The 18,974-nt window shown below is 59.4% G+C and carries 21 protein-coding genes; 1 reads left to right on the forward strand and 20 read right to left on the reverse strand.

All coding sequences use genetic code 11. The features are described 5' to 3' along the window. Positions 1 to 125: 125 nt before the first annotated feature. The 19 genes from nuoG to ABWV79_RS17065 all read right to left on the reverse strand — a co-directional run bounded on the left by nuoG (position 126) and on the right by ABWV79_RS17065 (position 16,926). Entirely contained in the window at positions 126 to 2,147 is a 2,022-nt protein-coding gene (gene nuoG, locus ABWV79_RS16975; RefSeq protein WP_170352619.1) for an NADH-quinone oxidoreductase subunit NuoG, read from the reverse strand. Positions 2,148 to 2,152: 5 nt separating this feature from the next. Then, positions 2,153 to 2,557 carry a DUF5333 domain-containing protein gene (locus ABWV79_RS16980; RefSeq protein WP_353393400.1) on the reverse strand — a complete coding sequence of 135 codons (405 nt, stop codon included), beginning with the start codon at positions 2,555 to 2,557 and terminating at the stop codon, positions 2,153 to 2,155. A 484-nt stretch (positions 2,558 to 3,041) separates the two neighbouring features. Further along, positions 3,042 to 3,458, reverse strand: coding sequence for an MAPEG family protein (locus ABWV79_RS16985; RefSeq protein ID WP_209198548.1), 417 nt, complete (start codon positions 3,456 to 3,458; stop codon positions 3,042 to 3,044). Between the two features lie 6 nt (positions 3,459 to 3,464). Beyond that, positions 3,465 to 4,763, reverse strand: a complete 1,299-nt coding sequence (gene nuoF / locus ABWV79_RS16990) for an NADH-quinone oxidoreductase subunit NuoF (protein ID WP_170352617.1) — start codon at positions 4,761 to 4,763, stop codon at positions 3,465 to 3,467. A 12-nt stretch (positions 4,764 to 4,775) separates the two neighbouring features. Then, positions 4,776 to 4,997: a DUF5337 domain-containing protein gene (locus tag ABWV79_RS16995; RefSeq protein ID WP_170752163.1), complete on the reverse strand. Its 222-nt coding sequence runs from the start codon at positions 4,995 to 4,997 to the stop codon at positions 4,776 to 4,778. A gap of 31 nt (positions 4,998 to 5,028) precedes the next feature. Further along, entirely contained in the window at positions 5,029 to 6,141 is a 1,113-nt protein-coding gene (nuoE, locus tag ABWV79_RS17000) for an NADH-quinone oxidoreductase subunit NuoE (protein ID WP_353393403.1), read from the reverse strand. Next, positions 6,141 to 7,364, reverse strand: coding sequence for an NADH-quinone oxidoreductase subunit D (locus ABWV79_RS17005; protein WP_353393405.1), 1,224 nt, complete (start codon positions 7,362 to 7,364; stop codon positions 6,141 to 6,143). The genes nuoE and ABWV79_RS17005 overlap by 1 nt, the downstream gene beginning before the upstream one ends. Beyond that, positions 7,364 to 7,486: a hypothetical protein gene (locus ABWV79_RS17010; protein ID WP_257599041.1), complete on the reverse strand. Its 123-nt coding sequence runs from the start codon at positions 7,484 to 7,486 to the stop codon at positions 7,364 to 7,366. Before ABWV79_RS17010 ends, ABWV79_RS17005 begins: the two co-directional genes overlap by 1 nt. A 1-nt stretch (position 7,487) precedes the next feature. Next, a complete protein-coding gene (locus tag ABWV79_RS17015) occupies positions 7,488 to 7,664 on the reverse strand; it encodes a hypothetical protein (protein WP_170352613.1) in 177 nt (58 codons plus the stop codon). A gap of 5 nt (positions 7,665 to 7,669) precedes the next feature. Further along, positions 7,670 to 8,269: an NADH-quinone oxidoreductase subunit C gene (locus ABWV79_RS17020; protein ID WP_353393407.1), complete on the reverse strand. Its 600-nt coding sequence runs from the start codon at positions 8,267 to 8,269 to the stop codon at positions 7,670 to 7,672. A gap of 12 nt (positions 8,270 to 8,281) precedes the next feature. Further along, positions 8,282 to 8,815, reverse strand: coding sequence for a NuoB/complex I 20 kDa subunit family protein (locus tag ABWV79_RS17025; RefSeq protein WP_037307875.1), 534 nt, complete (start codon positions 8,813 to 8,815; stop codon positions 8,282 to 8,284). Continuing rightward, positions 8,806 to 9,171 carry an NADH-quinone oxidoreductase subunit A gene (locus ABWV79_RS17030; protein ID WP_050602775.1) on the reverse strand — a complete coding sequence of 122 codons (366 nt, stop codon included), beginning with the start codon at positions 9,169 to 9,171 and terminating at the stop codon, positions 8,806 to 8,808. The genes ABWV79_RS17025 and ABWV79_RS17030 overlap by 10 nt, the downstream gene beginning before the upstream one ends. A gap of 188 nt (positions 9,172 to 9,359) precedes the next feature. Next, positions 9,360 to 10,148: a crotonase/enoyl-CoA hydratase family protein gene (locus ABWV79_RS17035; RefSeq protein WP_353393409.1), complete on the reverse strand. Its 789-nt coding sequence runs from the start codon at positions 10,146 to 10,148 to the stop codon at positions 9,360 to 9,362. A 3-nt stretch (positions 10,149 to 10,151) separates the two neighbouring features. Further along, positions 10,152 to 11,006, reverse strand: coding sequence for a hydroxymethylglutaryl-CoA lyase (locus ABWV79_RS17040; RefSeq protein WP_353393411.1), 855 nt, complete (start codon positions 11,004 to 11,006; stop codon positions 10,152 to 10,154). Positions 11,007 to 11,065: 59 nt separating this feature from the next. Beyond that, entirely contained in the window at positions 11,066 to 12,994 is a 1,929-nt protein-coding gene (locus ABWV79_RS17045) for an acetyl/propionyl/methylcrotonyl-CoA carboxylase subunit alpha (RefSeq protein ID WP_353393413.1), read from the reverse strand. Between the two features lie 3 nt (positions 12,995 to 12,997). Continuing rightward, complete coding sequence (locus ABWV79_RS17050; protein WP_353393415.1) at positions 12,998 to 13,420, reverse strand: ASCH domain-containing protein; 423 nt, start codon at positions 13,418 to 13,420, stop codon at positions 12,998 to 13,000. 1 nt (position 13,421) lies between these two features. After that, on the reverse strand, positions 13,422 to 15,026 hold the full coding sequence (locus tag ABWV79_RS17055) for a carboxyl transferase domain-containing protein (protein WP_353393417.1): 1,605 nt from the start codon (positions 15,024 to 15,026) through the stop codon (positions 13,422 to 13,424). Next, positions 15,023 to 15,406, reverse strand: a complete 384-nt coding sequence (locus tag ABWV79_RS17060; protein ID WP_170352605.1) for a hypothetical protein — start codon at positions 15,404 to 15,406, stop codon at positions 15,023 to 15,025. Before ABWV79_RS17060 ends, ABWV79_RS17055 begins: the two co-directional genes overlap by 4 nt. Further along, positions 15,403 to 16,926 carry an AMP-binding protein gene (locus ABWV79_RS17065; RefSeq protein WP_353393419.1) on the reverse strand — a complete coding sequence of 508 codons (1,524 nt, stop codon included), beginning with the start codon at positions 16,924 to 16,926 and terminating at the stop codon, positions 15,403 to 15,405. The genes ABWV79_RS17060 and ABWV79_RS17065 overlap by 4 nt, the downstream gene beginning before the upstream one ends. Positions 16,927 to 17,062: 136 nt before the next feature. Between ABWV79_RS17065 and ABWV79_RS17070 the strand changes: the two genes are divergently transcribed. Continuing rightward, on the forward strand, positions 17,063 to 17,671 hold the full coding sequence (locus ABWV79_RS17070) for an OmpW/AlkL family protein (protein ID WP_353393421.1): 609 nt from the start codon (positions 17,063 to 17,065) through the stop codon (positions 17,669 to 17,671). A gap of 51 nt (positions 17,672 to 17,722) precedes the next feature. On the opposite strand, the gene ABWV79_RS17075 is transcribed toward ABWV79_RS17070, so the two are convergent. Beyond that, a complete protein-coding gene (locus tag ABWV79_RS17075; RefSeq protein WP_353393423.1) occupies positions 17,723 to 18,886 on the reverse strand; it encodes an acyl-CoA dehydrogenase family protein in 1,164 nt (387 codons plus the stop codon). Between the last annotated feature and the right edge of the window lie 88 nt (positions 18,887 to 18,974).

Genomic DNA, 18,974 nt, shown 5'->3' on the forward strand with positions numbered 1-18,974 from the left:
CGCGTTGGTGTAAACAGCATCTGTCGCCATTGCGCCACCCTTAATCTTAAGTTTCACACACAAATCAGGCGCGGCGTACTGCCACCCGGCAGTCGCCTTACCTTGCGATATGAAACAGTTCTGGTTCATTCCGCTGCAATCTTCTCGGATTTAAGAGCCAGCGCCTGCGCCGAGAGCTCGGCCATTAACTGCGACGCCCGGGCAATCGGGTTGGTCAGATAGAAATCCTTGACGGCATAGCGGAAGGTTGCCTTGCCTAGTGGACCTGCATCCAACACCTGAGCTTCGTTCTCGATCACCTCATCAACGCGAGCCAGATGTGGAACCGCCTCGATCAGAGTGGTGCGCAATTGCGCCAGCGAGTCGAAAGGTAATGTGGCACCCAGCTCGGCCGAGAGCGCACGCAGGATCGCCCAGTTTTCCTTGGCCTCACCGGGCGCAAAGCCAGCACGCATTGCCAGTTGCGGGCGACCTTCGGTGTTGACGAACAGGCCGTTTTCCTCGGTGTAGGCCGCACCAGGCAGGATCACGTCGGCACGGTGTGCACCCCGATCTCCGTGGCTGCCCTGATAGATGACAAAGGCACCCTCACCAATCTCGACCTCATCCGCGCCCAGATTGTAGATCACGTCTGCAGCGCTGACTGCGTCCATGCCGCTGTCGTTCGTCGCGTCCACGTCCATTGCGCCGACACGCGATGCTGCGGTGTGCAGAACGATCAGGCCGCTTTCGGTGTTGGCGGCAATGGCTTGCGCTGCGGCCAGAACGGCGGCCCCGTCAGCCTCTTGCAGCGCACCCTGACCAACGATCACCAGTGACGGCTTGCCCTTGATCTCATCATCACCGCCCATATCCACGGCAGCCTGCAGGGCGGCGCGGTCGTCACCCATATGATGGTAGGGATACGTCAGTTCGGCGGCGGGCCCGACCAGGGCCACTTCGGCCCCATGCGCCCACGCTTTGCGAATACGCGCGTTCAGAACCGGCGCTTCGTCGCGCGGGTTGGTGCCGATTAGCAAAATGCGTTCCGCCGAGTCGATATCTTCGATCGCGGCGGTGCCAGCATAAGCCCCGCGATTGCCCGCAGGCAACTTGGCACCGTCGGTACGGCATTCGACAACACCGCCCTGCCCTTCGATCATCTGTTTCAGGGCAAACGCAGCCTCAACCGGGGCCAGATCTCCCACGATACCGGCGGGTTTCTCGGCTCCTTTCAGCGCTTCGGCGGCTTTGGTCAAAGCCTCGGGCCAGGTCGCCGGGCGCAATTTGCCATTCTCGCGCACGTAAGGCTTGTCAAGACGCTGGCGACGCAGCCCATCCCAGACAAACCGCGTCTTGTCGCTGATCCATTCCTCATTCACGCCATCATGGTTGCGCGGAAGGAACCGCATCACTTCGCGTCCCTTGGTGTCTACGCGAATGTTCGAGCCCAGAGCATCCATGACATCGACGCTTTCGGTCTTGGTCAATTCCCACGGACGGGCGGTAAAGGCGTAAGGCTTCGAGGTCAGCGCCCCAACCGGGCACAAATCGATGATGTTCCCCTGCAGATTCGATTGCAGAGTCTCGTTCAGATAAGAGGTGATCTCGGCATCTTCACCGCGCCCGGTCTGGCCCATCTGGGTGATCCCGGCGACTTCGGTAGTGAAGCGCACACAGCGCGTGCAGCTGATGCAGCGCGTCATCGCGGTGCCGACCAATGGCCCCAAATCCAGATCATCAACCGCGCGTTTGGCTTCCTTGAAGCGCGAGCCCGAAACACCGTAGGCCATCGCCTGATCCTGCAGATCACATTCACCGCCCTGATCGCAGATGGGGCAATCCAGCGGGTGATTGATCAGCAGGAACTCCATCACCCCTTCGCGGGCCTTCTTAACCATGGGCGAGTTCGTCTTGACCACCGGTGCCTGACCTTCCGGCCCCGGACGCAGGTCGCGCACCTGCATCGCGCAGGACGCCGCCGGTTTCGGCGGTCCACCGACGACTTCGACCAGACACATCCGGCAGTTTCCGGCAATAGAAAGACGCTCGTGGTAGCAGAAACGCGGGACCTCGACCCCGGCCTCTTCACAAGCTTGGATCAGGGTCATCGAGCCATCAACTTCGATTTCCTGCCCGTCGATATTCACTTTGCGGAGGTCAGACATGGCTTTCAGTTCGCCCTCAAATACACGCCAATGGCGCTGTTTCCATCGATTTCCTTTTTGCCCAACGAGCAAAAGGAAGTGGGGTTGTCGTAAGATACGCCATTGGCGGCCAGATACGCTTCGCCTTTGGCGCGCATACGGTCCTTTTCGGCGTCCGAGTCCACATAGGCCCGGATTTCCGTGTCCGAATACCCCAGTTTGTTCGCTTTGGACCTAAGGTCCCACATCACACCAATCGCCTTCAGACGGCGCCCGCTGATCGACGGGCAGAGTTCCGAAATCTCGTTTGCGATCGCGATGTAATAGAGTTCGTCGTCAATCTCTTTGACTTCGCGCAAAGGCGGTTTCGCCTCAGCCAGGGCAGGCATGCCCAATACTGCGAGAACCGTCAGAGCTTTTAGTACTTGCATGACATATCCTTTCGTCTTGGTTCCACCAAGACGACCTGCGGGCTGGACGTTATGCAATAACGCCTGCCGCAACCCAGCATGATATGTCTGCATCTGCATCATGGACGGCGACACCGCCCTGCAAAGGTCAATTTATCGTCTACCACGCGCAACTTTTCAGGCTCGGTGTCCGGACCAACAGCCCAGTCGATGCGAGATGACCCAAAACTGGTGATACAGAACTTTGTTCCTTCAAAACGTCCTGCCTCACGGGCCCCGTCCAAGGAAGCAGAGACGCCGTTGACCACCACTGTGAATTCTGTAGGTGACCTTTTCTTGTCGACCGGCTTCACCTTGGTGCGGAAATACTGGCCATCAAACCTAACCTGGTCAGAAGATGGGGTTATCAGTCCACAGGCCGAGACCGCTAATAACGCCCCAACGGCGACCGACCGTACTAAGCCTGCCCCAAGGGTCTTGTTCCGATGCATCCGACTTGCCGCCATCAGAAAGCCGCCACCAGTGCAATGATGCCCATTACGACCATGCAAGCCCAGCCAATCACGTAGAGAACAGATCGTAAGCCACTGTTTGGGCGACCAAATCCACGAATATGGACAAACAGCATTACCAGCCGTGCAACCAGGGCAAGCGAAGCCAGGAGGTTTACCCAGAATGGATTGGCACCCATCAGAATAGCGGCAAACGTTACGGCCACATAGGCTGGCAGTGTTTCGGTCCCATTCAGATAGGCACGGTTCAGACGATACGCCTTATCCGAGTAGTCCTGTTCAGGCGTTGCACCGGGCGCAAGTCCTTTACCCTGCTTTGCCAGGGCTGTGAACGGAGCCATAAACAGCACGACCAGGGTGAAAATCACCACCGATGCAACAGCATGACCGTATTCTGCAAAGGTCTCCATAAAAAGTTACTCCGCCGCCATCGCGCCGGTGCGACCGGATTTCTGCGCCTTGATACGGTCCTCAATCTCTTCGCGGAAGTTGCGGATAAGGCCCTGGATAGGCCAAGCGGCCGCGTCGCCCAAGGCGCAGATTGTGTGACCTTCGACCTGTTTGGTCACATCGAACAGCATGTCGATCTCTTCCAGCTCGGCCTCGCCGCGCACTAGGCGGTCCATGACGCGCATCATCCAGCCGGTGCCTTCGCGGCAAGGCGTACACTGGCCACAGCTTTCGTGCTTGTAGAACTTCGACAGCCGCCAAATCGCCTTGATGATATCAGTGGACTTGTCCATCACGATCACCGCAGCCGTCCCAAGCCCCGAGCCCAGATCGTTGCGCAGGTAATCAAAATCCATGATTGCGTCGCGCATATTCTCGCCGCGCACACACGGAACTGACGAGCCGCCCGGAATCACCGCCAGCAAATTGTCCCAGCCGCCGCGAATACCGCCGCAATGGGTCTCGATCAGCTCTTCGAACGAGATCGACATCGCCTCTTCGACGACGCAGGGGTTGTTCACATGGCCCGAGATCGCAAACAGCTTGGTGCCTGCATTGTTCTGGCGACCAAAGCCCGCAAACCAATCTGCGCCCCGGCGCAGGATCGTCGGCACAACGGCAATCGATTCCACGTTGTTCACCGTGGTCGGGCAACCATATAAGCCAGCGCCCGCCGGGAACGGAGGCTTCATCCGGGGCATGCCCTTCTTGCCCTCAAGGCTCTCGATCAGGGCGGTTTCCTCGCCGCAGATATAAGCCCCGGCACCGTGATGCAGGAACAGGTCGAAATCCCAGCCCGAGCCTGCGGCGTTCTTGCCCAACAGGCCCGCATCATATGCTTCGTCAATCGCGGCCTGCAGGGCCTCACGCTCGCGAATGTATTCGCCGCGCAGGTAGATGTAGCAAGTATGCGCATTCATTGCGAAAGACGCGATCAGGCAACCCTCGATCAGCGTGTGCGGATCATGGCGCATGATCTCTCGGTCTTTGCAGGTACCGGGTTCGGATTCGTCGGCGTTCACGACCAGATAAGCCGGGCGACCGTCGCTTTCCTTGGGCATGAACGACCATTTCAAACCGGTCGGAAAGCCCGCCCCGCCGCGACCTCGCAGGCCCGAGTCCTTCATCGTCTGGATGATCCAGTCGCGGCCCTTTTCGATCAGGCCAGCCGTGCCGTCCCAATGCCCGCGCGCCTGTGCGCCCCGCAATGTGCGCTCATGCATCCCGTAGATGTTGGTAAAGATCCGGTCCTGATCCTTCAGCATCGCGTGTTACCTTCAGCTGTCCTGACGCATACGCCAGAGTTGAAATATGTTGACGCCCGCATAGATGAAACCCGCCAGTGCGGCGAAATCAAACAGCAGCGCATACCGAGCGGTCAAACCCAGCGCGGGACCGATGAACAGGTTCATGGCAAGCCAAATCACCATCGTCACGGCGATGACGATGCCGATATGTCGACCCTTTCGGGCTATGGCCAGTTCCTTGTCCTTATCCATCTTACCCTGATGCCCGACTGGGCACCGTCATCTAGTCTTCGTATGTGCCATCTTCCTTGGCACGTTTGGCAAATTCTGTCTCTTGGCCCGAGGCCAGACTTTTCGCCTGTTCAATCCAGCCGTCGCGTTCGATCCGGCCTTTGAACTTCAGGCGCGCATCGACCCAGGCCACATGTTCGGGTGTCCAGCCTGCGATCTGGTCGTAGTGATAGAAGCCCAGCCCGTTCAGCGTTTCTTCCAACTTCGGTCCGACCCCTTTGAGCAGCTTGAGGTCATCTGCATTACCACCGCGCGGGTCGGTCAATGTCTCGGGTTGTTCCTCGCCAACTGTCTCTGCCTTGGCCTTCGCCTCTTCAGCCTGCTTCACGGCAGGTTTCGGCGTCGCACGTTCCTTCGGAGGTTTCGGGGCCGTTTTGGTTGCCGCCGCCTTTCCATCCTTACCCAGCCAAGGGGTCAGGATGGGAACCTCGGTTCCGTCGATGCGTTTGACAGTGTCCCCCAGATCAGAAGCCAGTTCGACACTCGCATTGTATTTAGGCTTGCCCGCCTCGTGCTCGGTCAAGCTGCTTAAACCGCTCAAGGGTTCCGCCGCATAACGCCCGTTCTGCGGGCCCGGTGTCGGCACTTTGCCCGCCGCCAGATCGTCGATGATCTTGCCAAAGTTCTCGGCGGTCAGGTCTTCGTAATAGTCCTTGCCGATCTGCGCCATTGGAGCGTTGGTGCAAGAGCCGAGGCATTCCACCTCTTCCCAACTCAGCTTACCATCTGCGGACAAAACGTGCGGCTTGGCGGCGATCTTGTCCTTGCAGACCGCGATCAAGTCCTCGGCCCCGCAGATCATGCAAGAGGTTGTGCCGCATACCTGAATATGTGCCACCGATCCAACCGGTTGCAGCTGGAACATGAAGTAGAACGAGGCGACCTCAAGAACGCGAATATACGCCATGCCCAGCATGTCGGCGACGGATTCGATCGCCGGACGGGACAGCCACCCCTCCTGCTCTTGCGCGCGCCATAGCAACGGGATAACCGCGCTGGCCTGACGACCTTCGGGGTATTTGGTGATCTGTGCTTCGGCCCATTGCTGGTTGGCAGCCGTGAAGGCGAAAGCATCGGGTTGTTCGGGGTGAAGACGGCGGAGCATTAGCGGTCAATCTCTCCAAATACGACATCCATGGTGCCGATGATGGCGGCGACGTCGGCCAGTTGGTGCCCTCCGGCGACGTGATCCATGGCTTGCAGGTGCAGGAAGCCTGGCGCGCGCAGCTTGGCGCGGTAGGGTTTGTTGGTGCCGTCGGCGACCAGATAGACGCCGAACTCACCCTTGGGGGCTTCGACGGCGGCGTAAACCTCGCCCGCAGGGACGTGGAAGCCTTCGGTATACAGTTTGAAGTGATGGATCAGGCTCTCCATCGAGGTCTTCATGTCCGAGCGTTTCGGCGGGGTGATCTTACCGCGCGCCAGAACGTCACCCGGGCATTCGCGGATTTTGGCGATGGCTTGGCGGATGATCAGCAGTGACTGACGCATCTCTTCCATTCGCACCAGATAGCGGTCATAACAGTCGCCGTTCTTGCCGACGGGGATCTGAAAATCGAACTCGTCATAGCATTCATAGGGCTGCGCGCGGCGCAAATCCCATGCCAGACCCGAGCCGCGCACCATCACGCCCGAGAAGCCATATTTCTGAATGTCGTCCTCGGTCACGACGCCAATATCGGCGTTGCGCTGTTTAAAGATGCGGTTTTCGGTCAGCAGCCCGTCAATGTCGTCGAGCACAGCGGGGAATTCGTGGCTCCACGCCTCGATATCATCCAACAGTTCGGGCGGCAGGTCCTGGTGGACACCACCGGGGCGAAAATAAGCGGCGTGCAAGCGGGCGCCACAGGCACGCTCATAAAACACCATCAACTTTTCGCGTTCCTCAAAGCCCCAGAGCGGCGGCGTCAGTGCGCCCACGTCCATCGCCTGCGTGGTCACGTTCAGCAAGTGGTTCAGGATGCGCCCGATCTCGGAATACAGAACCCGGATCAGCGAGCCACGGCGCGGCACCTTAACACCCGTCAGTTTTTCAATGGCCAGGCACCAGGCATGTTCCTGGTTCATAGGTGCCACGTAGTCCAGACGGTCGAAATACGGCAAGTTCTGCAGATACGTCCGGCTTTCCATCAGCTTCTCAGTACCACGGTGCAGCAGACCGATATGCGGGTCGCAACGTTCGACAATCTCGCCGTCAAGCTCGAGTACCAGACGCAAAACCCCGTGTGCCGCAGGGTGTTGCGGGCCGAAATTAATGTTAAAGTTGCGGATCTTCTGTTCTCCGCTCAGCGCGTCTGTGCTGCCGTCATCGTATCTTGAGCCGTCCATCAACGCCCTCGTTTCTTCTTTGCTTCGGCCCGAACCCGGACCTTTTCGGCCTCAGCCGCCTTGGCTGCGGCCCCTGCAAGCAAGACGCCCAAAGCGCCCAAAATGATCAGTTCGCCCATCATGTCAGCGTCGCTCCATCTCTTGCAGCTTCATGGCCATCATCCACAACAGGACAATCACAGCCGGAGAGATAATGCAGGCAAACGCCCAGTTCTTGTTGATCCCGAAATGCGGCAGCAGCTTGATCATCGGTACGACCGTTGCGACCACCAGAATTATCCAGATCAGGAACTCAAACATGACGGTTACTCCTGTTTTTCATCCCCCGGCAGAATGTAATTCGCACCTTCCCAGGGGGACATGAAATCGAACTGCCGGTATTCCTGTACTAAGCTCACCGGCTCGTAAACGACGCGCTTTTCGGCCTCGTCATAACGAACCTCGGTATAGCCCGTTGTCGGGAAATCCTTGCGTAGCGGATAGCCGCGGAAACCGTAGTCGGTCAGGATGCGCCGCAGATCGGGGTGACCCGAGAATAAGATGCCGAACATGTCGAACACCTCACGTTCGAACCAGTTGGCCGAGGGGTGAACATCGACGATCGAAGGCACCATGTCTTCCTCGCGGATCGACACCCGCAGGCGGATCCGCTGATTCTGGTACATGGACAGGAAGTGATAAACCACATCGAACCGCTTGGCGCGTTCCGGGTAATCGACGCCGGTGATATCGACCAGAGACGAGAACTTGCAGTTCGGGTCGGATTTCAGGAATTCGACGAATTCAACCAGGTTCGACGGGGCCACATCCACGTTCAGTTCGCCATGAGTCACGTCCCAGGACAGAACGCAATCAGTGCGCTTGAGTTCCAGCTGTGCGCCGAGTTCTTTGAGTGCTTCGCTCATTCACCCTCTCCTTCAGCGCACAATCGTGCCGGTGCGGCGGATTTTGCGTTGCAACTGCATCAGGCCATAAAGCAACGCCTCAGCGGTCGGAGGACAGCCAGGCACGTAGATATCCACCGGAACGATGCGGTCGCAACCGCGCACGACAGAATAGGAATAGTGGTAGTACCCGCCCCCATTGGCGCAGGACCCCATCGAGATCACATAACGCGGCTCGGGCATCTGATCGTAAACTTTGCGCAGCGCCGGAGCCATCTTGTTGGTCAGCGTCCCCGCCACGATCATCACGTCCGACTGACGTGGGGACGCACGCGGCGCGATACCGAACCGTTCCGCATCATAGCGCGGCATCGAGGTGTGCATCATCTCAACAGCACAACAAGCCAGACCGAATGTCATCCAGTGCAACGATCCGGTTCGCGCCCAGTTGATAATGTCCTCGGTCGAGGTCAGCAGGAAACCTTTGTCCTGCAACTCGGCATTCAGGGCCTGGGTGGCGACTTCTTTATCGACGCCGGCGGTGTTTGCACCCGTCATCACTCCCATTCCAAGGCCCCTTTCTTCCATTCATAGGCAAAGCCAATGGTCAGAACGCCCAGGAACACCATCATGGACCAGAAGCCCACATCGCTGATGTCTTTAAAGCCCACGGCCCATGGGAAAAGGAACGCGATTTCCAGATCGAAGATGATGAAAAGAATCGAGACCAGATAGAACCGGACATCAAACTTCATCCGAGCATCGTCAAAGGCGTTGAAGCCACATTCATATGCGCTGACCTTTTCGGGGTCGGGATTGCGGACAGCCAGAACCACAGCGGCCAGAATCAGGACGATTCCGAGGCCCACGGCAACGGCCAGAAACACCAGAATCGGGAGGTACTCCCGCAGCAGGTCTTCCACGTAAAGCTCCTTTCCTGCGCATGCCCCCAAAGGGTGCGCCGTCAATTGGCGTGTTGACTGGACATTCTCTATCCCTGCCGGGTCAGAGGGTCAACCGAACACAAACGCGCAGGGCGTGAAATATCTGCTTGCCATCAAAGGTTATTCCGGAAGAGTGATTCCTATCACCACGGCACAACGGCTATCGTCTAATCCTTACTAATCCAGGTTGGTTTTCGTTTCTCGAAAAAGGCGGCGATTCCCTCTTTGGCCTCGTCGGTTTCCCAACGGCCAACCAAAGCGCGGATCGTCTGGTCGATTACTGTGTCATCTATTCTTGGCCCCAAATCACGTACCAATCCCTTGGCCGAAGCGACAGCACCCGGCGCGCAGGACAAATAGGGGGTCACTTCGGCCTCGACCGCCTCCGGCAAATCGACGGCTGCAACCACTTTCGCCAACAAACCAAGCGCAACCGCTTCACTGGCATCGAAAAGGCGTGCAGACATAAAAACCCGCCGCGACCGTGCCTCGCCCATGCGCGCGATGACATACGGACCAATCGTGGCCGGGATCAGCCCAAGCCGCGTTTCGGTCAGCCCCATGGTCAATGTGTCGACCCCGATGGCCACATCACAGACCGCGGTCAGCCCAACACCGCCCCCGAACGCATTGCCCTGCAGCGCCCCGATCAGAGGTTTCGGCAGTGTATTCAGCGCCTGCAGCATCTCGGCCAGCTTGCGCGCCTCGGTGAACCGCGTTTCGGGGTCGGCTGCCATCTGATCCTGCATCCAGCCCAGATCACCACCGGCACAAAAGCTCTTGCCCGCGCCAGTCAGGACCACAACCCGCACCGAGTCGTCCGCCCCCAACTGCCCTGCCGCTTGCGTCAGTTCGGAGATCATCTGCGCCGACATGGCATTATGCTTGCCGGGGCGGTTCAGCGTCAGAGTGGCAACACCGCGCGTATCATTCGTGACCGAAATCGTATCGAACATCGTTTATTCCGCTCGCATAGCTCGCGCCATCTGGGCGGCCTCTTCCACGATCGCGACATCAATGCCCGTCTGATACCCTAGCCGATCAAGATGGGCGACTACAGATTCAGTGGCGACATTCCCTGCCGCCCCCGGCGCATAAGGGCACCCTCCCAGACCGCCGACCGCCGAATCGAATGTCCGCACACCAAGCGCCAGAGCTGCGTCGATATTGTCGATGGCACGTCCCGTGGTGTCATGAAAATGCCCTGACAAACGCGTCACGGGCACCCGTTCGCGCACGGCCAAAAGCATATGAGCGATTGTGTCAGGCGTCCCCTGCCCGATCGTGTCGCCCAGCGAGATCTCATAGCAGCCCAGCGCGAACAATGTGTCGGCCACCTCGGCCACCTTTTCGGGCGAGGTCGGACCGTCATAGGGGCAGTCGGTCACGCAGGACACATAGCCCCGCACCGGCAGGTCGATATGGCGCGCGGCCTCCAGGATGGGTGTGAAGCGTTCAATGGATTCCGCAATCGTCGCGTTGATATTTGCCTTCGAGAACCCCTCGGACGCCGAGGCAAACACCGCAATCTCATCGGCTTTGGCGGCCAGCGCGTCCTCGTACCCGCGCATATTTGGTGTCAGCGCAGCATAGCGGATACCATCGGCCCGGCTGATCCCGGCCAGCACCTCGGCACTGCCTGCCATCTGCGGCACCCATTTGGGCGAGACAAAGCTGGCCACCTCGATCCGGTTGAACCCGGCGCGGCTCAGGCAATCGACCAGAGCGACTTTTTCCGCAACCGGGATTTCCCGCTGCTCGTTCTGCAGCCCGTCGCGCGGCCCCACTTCGAAAATCTCGACCTGATCGCCCATCTTACTCCTCCGCTAAGCTGTTGATCCGACTGTGCCACGGCTGAGGTGGCAGGAACAGATCATTCCTCCTCTAGCCGGACCAGTGCGGCCCCGGCCTCGACCTGAGCGCCCGCCTCGACCAGTACTTCGGCCACAGTGCCGTCGCGGGCGGCCAGCAGAGAATGCTCCATCTTCATCGCTTCAAGGACGGCCAACCGGTCGCCCTCGGCCACAGCCTGCCCAGCCTGCGCAAAGACCGCCTTGACCAGACCGGGCATCGGGGCCTCGATTACATTAGTATTGCCAATGGCGCTGGTATCGCGGTCCAGCGGGTCGATCATCTCGAACACCTGGCCATAACCCTCGAATACCGTGATCTTGGAACCAGCGACCGAAACGCGCGGCATAGCTGTACCGCCGATAGTCCAGTCGCCCGCGGTACGTTCGGCCAGAATCGTCTCGTTGCCGATGTGCCAGACCTGCCGGTTCGAACCTTCAACCTGCACATCCAGATCAATCACATCATCCGCCATAAGTTGAACAGCACGATGCAGAGGCGCCCAAAGCGAGAACCCAGTCTCCTCAGATGTGTCCACCAAACCCGCAGCGGTCATGGCCGCCGCAACTGCAGCACGCGTTGAGGTTGCCGAGGTCTGAACCAACCCATCCAGATCACGCCCGATCAGACCGGTATCCACGTCACCAGACGCGAACCCCTGATGCCGGGTCAGCGCGCCCAGAAAGGCAAGGTTGGTTACAGTGCCCGCGACCTCGGTCTGACGCAGCGCACGGTGTAACTGTTCCAGCGCAATGTCGCGCGTAGGGCCGTGGACGATGACCTTGGCAATCATAGGGTCATACCACGGACTGATCGTATCCCCTGCCCGCACACCGCTGTCCGCCCGGCAGAGTGCCGGGAAGTGCAGATGCGTCAACGTCCCTGTCGCAGGCAGAAAGCCTTTGGGCACGTCCTCGGCATACAGCCGCGCCTCGAACGCGTGACCCGATATAGAAAGGTCACCCTGCTGTTTCGGCAGCGTCTCGCCCGCGGCCACCCGCAACTGCCATTCGACCAGATCAACCCCGGTAATCGCCTCGGTCACAGGATGCTCCACTTGCAAGCGGGTATTCATCTCCATGAACCAGAACCGATCCGGCCGCAGCCCGTCCGAGGCATCAACGATGAATTCAACCGTACCCGCGCCCTTATAGCCAATCGCCTCGGCGGCGCGTACACCGGCCTGCCCCATCGCTTCGCGCATTTCAGCCGTCATACCGGGTGCCGGAGCCTCTTCGACCACCTTCTGGTGCCGCCGCTGCAACGAGCAATCGCGTTCGAACAGATGAACCGCATGGGTGCCGTCGCCGAAAACCTGCACCTCGATATGGCGCGGTTTGGAGACGAATTTCTCGACCAGAACGGCGTCATTGCCAAAGGCCGTGCGCGCCTCGCCTCGCGCACTGTGCAGCGCGTCTGCGAAATCTTCGGCACGTTCAACCAGCCGCATACCCTTTCCGCCGCCACCTGCAACAGCTTTGATGAGAACAGGGTAGCCGATTGTGTCCGCGGCACCGGCCAAATGCTCGGGGTCCTGATTGTCGCCATGATAGCCCGGCACCACAGGCACGCCCGCCTGTTCCATCAAGACTTTGGCAGCATCCTTGAAGCCCATCTTGCGGATCGCATCCGCCGAAGGCCCGATGAAGGTAATGCCTGCCGCCTCGACCGCATCGACGAAATCGGGGTTCTCGGACAGAAACCCATAGCCCGGATGGATCGCCTGCGCTCCGGAGTCGAGCGCCGCCTGAATGATCGTGTCGCCCTTCAGATAACTCTCCGCCGGGGCTGCGCCGCCGATATGCACGGCCTCGTCCGCCATCTGCACATGCTTGGCCGAAGCGTCCACATCAGAATAGACCGCAACGCAGGCCACACCCATCTTCTGGGCGGTCTCGATCACCCGACAAGCAATCTCACCCCGGTTGGCAATCAGGATTTTGGTGAACATGACTTACCCCTCAACCGTCAGATCTTCGACCAACCGGAACCGCTCGCAGAGCAGCTCCATCTCGGGCTCGAACCCGCCATTTCGTTCAAAGTACCGGCGGTGATCTTCGCGCCAACCCTCAAGCGTCTCATTCTCGCCTTCGGCCAACGCAAACTCCTCGGTCACATCGCAATAGCGGCAGATCGAAACTTCGACCGTTTCGATGACCAAAGCTGGGCGATCATCCCAATCCAGAGCGATATCGCGCCGCCCCACAACCGGAGTGTCCGCGCTGCCCTCAGGATAGTCTCGCAACGCGCCGCAGGTCGCGGTTTTCTTTCCCGCGCGCACCAACGCCAACAACTCGGCGCTCAGCGTTGCGTTGTCTCCAAACTTAAAGCTCTGCGCACCGGGGTAGCGCGATTTCAGTTTTTCCAGATCGACCATTTTACATCCTGAACACGCCAAAGCGTGTCTCCTCGATCGGAGCGTTCAACGCCGCACTCAGCGACAAGGCCAACACATCGCGTGATTTTCGCGGGTCGATGATGCCGTCATCCCAAAGCCGCGCCGAGGCATAGAGTGGATGCGATTGCTTCTCGAACATGTCCAAGGTCGGGCGTTTGAATTCGGCCTCTTCCTCGGCCGACCAGGTGCCGCCCTGCCGCTCGATCCCGTCGCGTTTGACTGTGGCCAGAACGCCTGCGGCCTGCTCGCCGCCCATCACCGAGATCCGCGAATTCGGCCATGTCCAAAGGAACCGGGGCTGATATGCCCGTCCTGCCATGCCATAGTTCCCCGCGCCGAACGAGCCACCCACCAGCATCGTGACCTTCGGCACCGAGGTCGTCGCCACCGCCGTCACCATCTTGGCCCCGTGCCGCGCGATGCCCTCGTTTTCGTATTTGCGGCCAACCATGAACCCGGTGATGTTCTGCAGGAACACCAGCGGGATGCCACGCTGAGAACACAGCTCGACAAAATGCGCGCCCTTTTGCGCCGCCTCGGAAAACAGCACGCCGTTGTTAGCGATGATCCCCACGGGGCAGCCTTTGACATGAGCAAAGCCGGTTACCAGCGTTTCCCCGAAGCGCGGCTTGAACTCATCGAAGCGCGAGCCATCGACCAGCCGCGCAATCACCTCGCGGATGTCATAGGGCGTGCGCGGATCGGCAGGCACAACCCCGAGGATTTCCTCGGGGTCATAGGCCGGGTCCTCAGGGCTGGCCCAATCCACCTTCTGCGGTTTGTGCAGGTTCAGCGACCCTACGGCGCGGCGCGCCAAAGCCAGTGCGTGCGCATCATCCTCGGCCAGATAATCCGCCACACCGGAAAGGCGGGTATGTACGTCACCACCGCCCAGATCCTCTGCGCTGACCACCTCGCCCGTCGCGGCCTTGACCAGAGGCGGACCGGCCAGAAAGATCGTGCCCTGTTCTTTGACGATGATCGTCACATCCGACATCGCGGGCACATAGGCCCCACCCGCCGTACATGACCCCATCACCACAGCGATCTGAGCAATGCCCTTGGCGCTCATCCGCGCCTGATTATAGAAGATGCGGCCAAAGTGGTCGCGGTCGGGGAAGACCTCATCCTGATTGGGCAGGTTCGCGCCGCCGCTGTCGACTAGATAGATGCAGGGCAGATGGTTTTCCTCGGCAATCTCCTGTGCCCGCAGGTGCTTTTTGACCGACATCGGATAATATGTGCCGCCCTTCACGGTGGCATCGTTGCACACCACCATGACCTCACGCCCCTGCACCCGGCCTATCCCCGCGATCACCCCAGCACAGGGCGCGGCGTCGCCATACATCCCATGCGCCGCCGTCGCGCCGATTTCCAGAAACGGCGACCCTGCGTCCAGCAGGTTCGCCACCCTGCGTCTGGGGAGCATCTTGCCCCGGGATTCATGCCGCGCACGGGATTTCTCGCCGCCTCCCATACGCGCGGCTTCGGCTGCGGCAGAGATTTGCGCCAAAGCGTCGAGATGGGCCGCGCGGTTTGTCTTAAACCCCTCAGAAGCGGGCATAGCTTTGGATGTGAGTTTCATAGGTCCTCCACCAAGAACACTTTACGGAACAAACGGGCACGCACCAGAACGAGCAAAAATGAGCCAAACACCAAAAAGCTCAACGCCCCTAAAACCGCCCCAATGTCACCGCCAGATCCGACAATGAGCACAAGCAGAAGTGCCAAAGAAAAAATCATAGAGAGACCGAGTAATAGGGGGACGAATATTCCGATAAGAATGCCAGAAACGCTCTTTCGCCACCGCAGTCGATTTTTCGAGCGGCAATTTGAACATTGGCAGCTTTCGTTCATCACGATGTTTAATGCTCCACTGCGAACTGCCGTTAGCAACGCAAATGCGGGTTGCAATTCATTGCATTTCGGACAGAGAAAATTGGAAATTCTAGAAAAAAGGGTCATGATACCTCCGCCGCCGCCCGCGCCTTCAATTCCTTCCGAATAACCTTTCCCGTCACTGTCATCGGCAATTCCTCCAGAAACGCCACCTCGCGCGGATAGGAATACTGCGCCAGACGAGCCTTGACCCACTCCTGCAGCTCTGTGCCCGACGCTTCGGCCCCCGGCTTCAACACCACATAGGCTTTGACGATCTCGGTCCGCAGCTTGTCGGGTTTGCCGACCACGCCCACGGTTGCCACCGTCGGGTGGGTCAGCAGGCAATCCTCGATCTCAGCTGGGCCGATCCGGTATCCGGCTGAGGTGATCACGTCGTCATCGCGCCCCACGAAGCGCAGGTACTCGCCCTCCCACACGCCTCGGTCCCCGGTGATCAGCCAATCGCCGCGGAATTTCTGCGCGGTCTCCTCGGGTCGGTTCCAATATTCCAACAGCATCGAGGCCGAGCCGCGTCGGATAGCCACGTCGCCCTCTTCATCCGTCGGCTGGCCTTCGTCATCGATCACCGCCACCTCGTGCCCCGGCACTGGCCTGCCGATGCAGCCGGGGCGCACCGGGAAATCTTCGGCGCAGGAGGACACGACCATGTTGCATTCGGTCTGCCCGTAGAATTCGTTGATTGTCAAACCGAACGCCTGCTGCCCCCAGGCCAGCATTTCGGCCCCCAGAGGCTCCCCGCCCGAAGCGACCGAGCGCAGGCCGGGGATGGCCTGATCCGCCGCTTTCAGCATCCGTAGCGCGGTGGGTGGGAAGAATACGTTCCGCACCCCGCCCCGCGCCACGACATCGGCGCAGGCCTCGGGGGTGAATTTCTCAAGCCGCGCGGCGACCACAGGGATGCCCAGCGCAAGACCGGGCATCAGCACGTCGAACAGCCCACCGATCCACGCCCAGTCGGCAGGGGTCCAAAGGCAGTCACCGTTGCGCAGGTGGTTATGACTGATCGAGACGCCCGGCAGATGGCCGGTCAGCACCCGATGCCCATGCAGCGCGCCCTTGGGGTTGCCGGTGGTGCCCGAGGTATAGATCAGCACCGCAGGGTCTTCGGGGCCAGTATCGGCAAAGGGCAGCGGGTCGTCAGACGGCGCAAACTGATCCACCAGAACGGGCCGCGCCAGATCGCCCAGCAGCGCCACGCCTTCTTCATCCGTCAGCACGATCTGCACGCCTGCATCGCCAATGCGCGAGGCCAGCGCATCCTGCTGGAACAGTTTGAACAAAGGCACGGATATCGCGCCCAGTTTCCAGATCGCCAGATGTGCCGCTGCGCACCAAGGGGATTGGCTTAGCAGAACCCCTATGCGATCGCCGGGCTGTACCTGCCGCGCAAGAACCCGGGCCACACCATCCGTCATTTGTCGCAGCGTCCCAAAACTGACACCTTGGCCTTCTGCGGCGGTGAGGTCGATGATAGCTGTTTGGTCGTCGGGTTGCGACAAGCATTGCAACGCCATGTTGAGGCGCTGAGGCACGTCCCACCCCCCTTCTGTCAGCAACCCAGGTATGCGCTCAGCGGGACGCATATTCATCATCCTTTGTTTTCAACGAAGTTACCCGGCGTCGCGAATTTTCGCGGGTCACAGAAATTTGACACAGATCAGAGTTTGCGCCCCGAAAGGCGGGCAAGAACGCCTCATCAACAAATTCAAAGGCTGTAAAATGACCAAAAAACTCGCCGCTTTGACCCTCTCCACTGCGCTTGTCGCGCTGGCCGCCCCCGCATTTGCCCAGAACCAGGGCGACTGGACCGTTGGTATCGGCGCCGGGTATCTGAACCCGAAATCCGACAACGGCACACTGGCCGGGCTGGATGCCGACATCGATTCTGACGTCAGCGCCATCTTCACTGTCGAGTATTTTATCCGTGACAATCTGGGCATCGAATTGCTCGCCGCAACGCCGTTCAACCACAACATCGCGCTTGGCGGCACCGATCTGGCCAGCACCAAACACCTGCCGCCCACCCTGTCGCTGAACTACCACTTCGACACCGGCAGCGCGTGGAAACCCTATGTTGGTGCGGGTCTGAACTATACCATCTTCTTTGACGAGAAGACGCCGCTGGGCAATGGCGACCTGGACATCGACAACTCGTTCGGCGTCTCGCTGCAGGCCGGTATCGACTATCAGATCACCGAGAAAGGCGCGGTGCGCCTGAACGTGCGCTGGTTCGACATCGACTCGGACGTCAAATTGGATGGCGTCGACATTGGCGAAGCCGAAATCGATCCCTGGCTGGTTGGCGTATCCTACGTTCATCGCTTCTGATCCTTCAATTCCAACGCCCTGCAATCACCAGGATTGCGGGGCGTTTTTCTATCAGAGCATTTCATTCATCATTTCCCGCCCGATCAGCATCCGACGGATTTCGCTGGTTCCCGCACCAATCTCCATCAGCTTCGCGTCACGGAATATCCGGCTGACCGCTGAATCCGACAGGAACCCGGCCCCTCCCATCGCCTGAACAGCCTGATGCGCCTGCGTCATCGCCTGCTCTGACGCGTAAAGACAGCACGCCGCAGCATCCTGACGAGTCACGTCACCCCGGTCACAGGCCTTGGCAACCTCGTACACATAGGCCCGCGCAGAGTTCATCGCGGTGTACATGTCGGCGATTTTGCCCTGCATCAACTGAAAGCTGCCGATGGGTTTGCCGAACTGTTTGCGCTCGGCCAGGTACGGCATGATTTCATCCAGACAGGCCGCGATGATCCCGATCCCGATCCCGGCTAGAACCACGCGTTCATAGTCCAGACCGGACATCAAAACGGCAACACCCTTGCCCTCTTCGCCCAACACGTTCTCAAAGGGCACCTCGACGTCTTGGAAGATCAGTTCCGCTGTGTTCGACCCGCGCATCCCCAGCTTGTCGAAATGGGGAGACGTCGAGAACCCCGTCATTTCCTTCTCGATCAGAAAGGCGGTAATCCCCTTCGATCCAGCCTCGGGGTCCGTCTTTGCATAGACGACCAGAGTATCTGCATCCGGCCCGTTGGTGATCCAGTATTTGCTGCCATTCAACCGGTAGTGATCGTTGCGCTTTTCCGCGCGCAGCTTCATCGACACCACATCCGATCCGGCACCCGCCTCGGACATGGCAAGCGCCCCCACATGCTCGCCGGAAACCAGACGCGGCAGGTATTTCGCCTTTTGTTCATCGGTTCCGTTCAGCTTGATCTGATTTACGCACAGATTCGAATGTGCACCGTAGGACAACGAAACAGAGGCCGACGCCCGCGCCACCTCCTCAACAGCGACGGCATGCGCCAGATAGGACATCCCCACCCCGCCATATTCCTCCGGCACCGTAATTCCCAGCAGCCCCAGATCACCCATCTCTCGCCATAGCGCATTTGGGAAGGCATTTGTGGCGTCAATCTCGGCGGCCATCGGCTTGACCCGCTCCTGAGCCCAGCGATGCACCGATTCCCGCAGGGCGTTTACATCCTCGCCCAGGTCAAACTGCATGGTGGCCGTGAACATCTGCGATTTCCTCCCCTCGCATTAATGAACGGTTGTTCAAATAACTATCAGCGAATCCTTTCAGCGTCAACGACGGCCACACACAAAC

This window comes from Ruegeria sp. HU-ET01832 (genome assembly GCF_040371315.1).
GTDB lineage: Bacteria > Pseudomonadota > Alphaproteobacteria > Rhodobacterales > Rhodobacteraceae > Ruegeria > Ruegeria lacuscaerulensis_A.

Coding starts and splice junctions, on each gene's coding strand:
- nuoG (WP_170352619.1), bottom strand. CDS start 2,147: ATGTCTGACCTCCGCAAAGTGAATATCGACGGGCAGGAAATCGAAGTT.
- ABWV79_RS16980 (WP_353393400.1), bottom strand. CDS start 2,557: ATGCAAGTACTAAAAGCTCTGACGGTTCTCGCAGTATTGGGCATGCCT.
- ABWV79_RS16985 (WP_209198548.1), bottom strand. CDS start 3,458: ATGGAGACCTTTGCAGAATACGGTCATGCTGTTGCATCGGTGGTGATT.
- nuoF (WP_170352617.1), bottom strand. CDS start 4,763: ATGCTGAAGGATCAGGACCGGATCTTTACCAACATCTACGGGATGCAT.
- ABWV79_RS16995 (WP_170752163.1), bottom strand. CDS start 4,997: ATGGATAAGGACAAGGAACTGGCCATAGCCCGAAAGGGTCGACATATC.
- nuoE (WP_353393403.1), bottom strand. CDS start 6,141: ATGCTCCGCCGTCTTCACCCCGAACAACCCGATGCTTTCGCCTTCACG.
- ABWV79_RS17005 (WP_353393405.1), bottom strand. CDS start 7,364: ATGGACGGCTCAAGATACGATGACGGCAGCACAGACGCGCTGAGCGGA.
- ABWV79_RS17010 (WP_257599041.1), bottom strand. CDS start 7,486: ATGATGGGCGAACTGATCATTTTGGGCGCTTTGGGCGTCTTGCTTGCA.
- ABWV79_RS17015 (WP_170352613.1), bottom strand. CDS start 7,664: ATGTTTGAGTTCCTGATCTGGATAATTCTGGTGGTCGCAACGGTCGTA.
- ABWV79_RS17020 (WP_353393407.1), bottom strand. CDS start 8,269: ATGAGCGAAGCACTCAAAGAACTCGGCGCACAGCTGGAACTCAAGCGC.
- ABWV79_RS17025 (WP_037307875.1), bottom strand. CDS start 8,815: ATGGGAGTGATGACGGGTGCAAACACCGCCGGCGTCGATAAAGAAGTC.
- ABWV79_RS17035 (WP_353393409.1), bottom strand. CDS start 10,148: ATGTTCGATACGATTTCGGTCACGAATGATACGCGCGGTGTTGCCACT.
- ABWV79_RS17040 (WP_353393411.1), bottom strand. CDS start 11,006: ATGGGCGATCAGGTCGAGATTTTCGAAGTGGGGCCGCGCGACGGGCTG.
- ABWV79_RS17045 (WP_353393413.1), bottom strand. CDS start 12,994: ATGTTCACCAAAATCCTGATTGCCAACCGGGGTGAGATTGCTTGTCGG.
- ABWV79_RS17050 (WP_353393415.1), bottom strand. CDS start 13,420: ATGGTCGATCTGGAAAAACTGAAATCGCGCTACCCCGGTGCGCAGAGC.
- ABWV79_RS17055 (WP_353393417.1), bottom strand. CDS start 15,026: ATGAAACTCACATCCAAAGCTATGCCCGCTTCTGAGGGGTTTAAGACA.
- ABWV79_RS17060 (WP_170352605.1), bottom strand. CDS start 15,406: ATGACCCTTTTTTCTAGAATTTCCAATTTTCTCTGTCCGAAATGCAAT.
- ABWV79_RS17065 (WP_353393419.1), bottom strand. CDS start 16,926: ATGCGTCCCGCTGAGCGCATACCTGGGTTGCTGACAGAAGGGGGGTGG.
- ABWV79_RS17070 (WP_353393421.1), top strand. CDS start 17,063: ATGACCAAAAAACTCGCCGCTTTGACCCTCTCCACTGCGCTTGTCGCG.
- ABWV79_RS17075 (WP_353393423.1), bottom strand. CDS start 18,886: ATGTTCACGGCCACCATGCAGTTTGACCTGGGCGAGGATGTAAACGCC.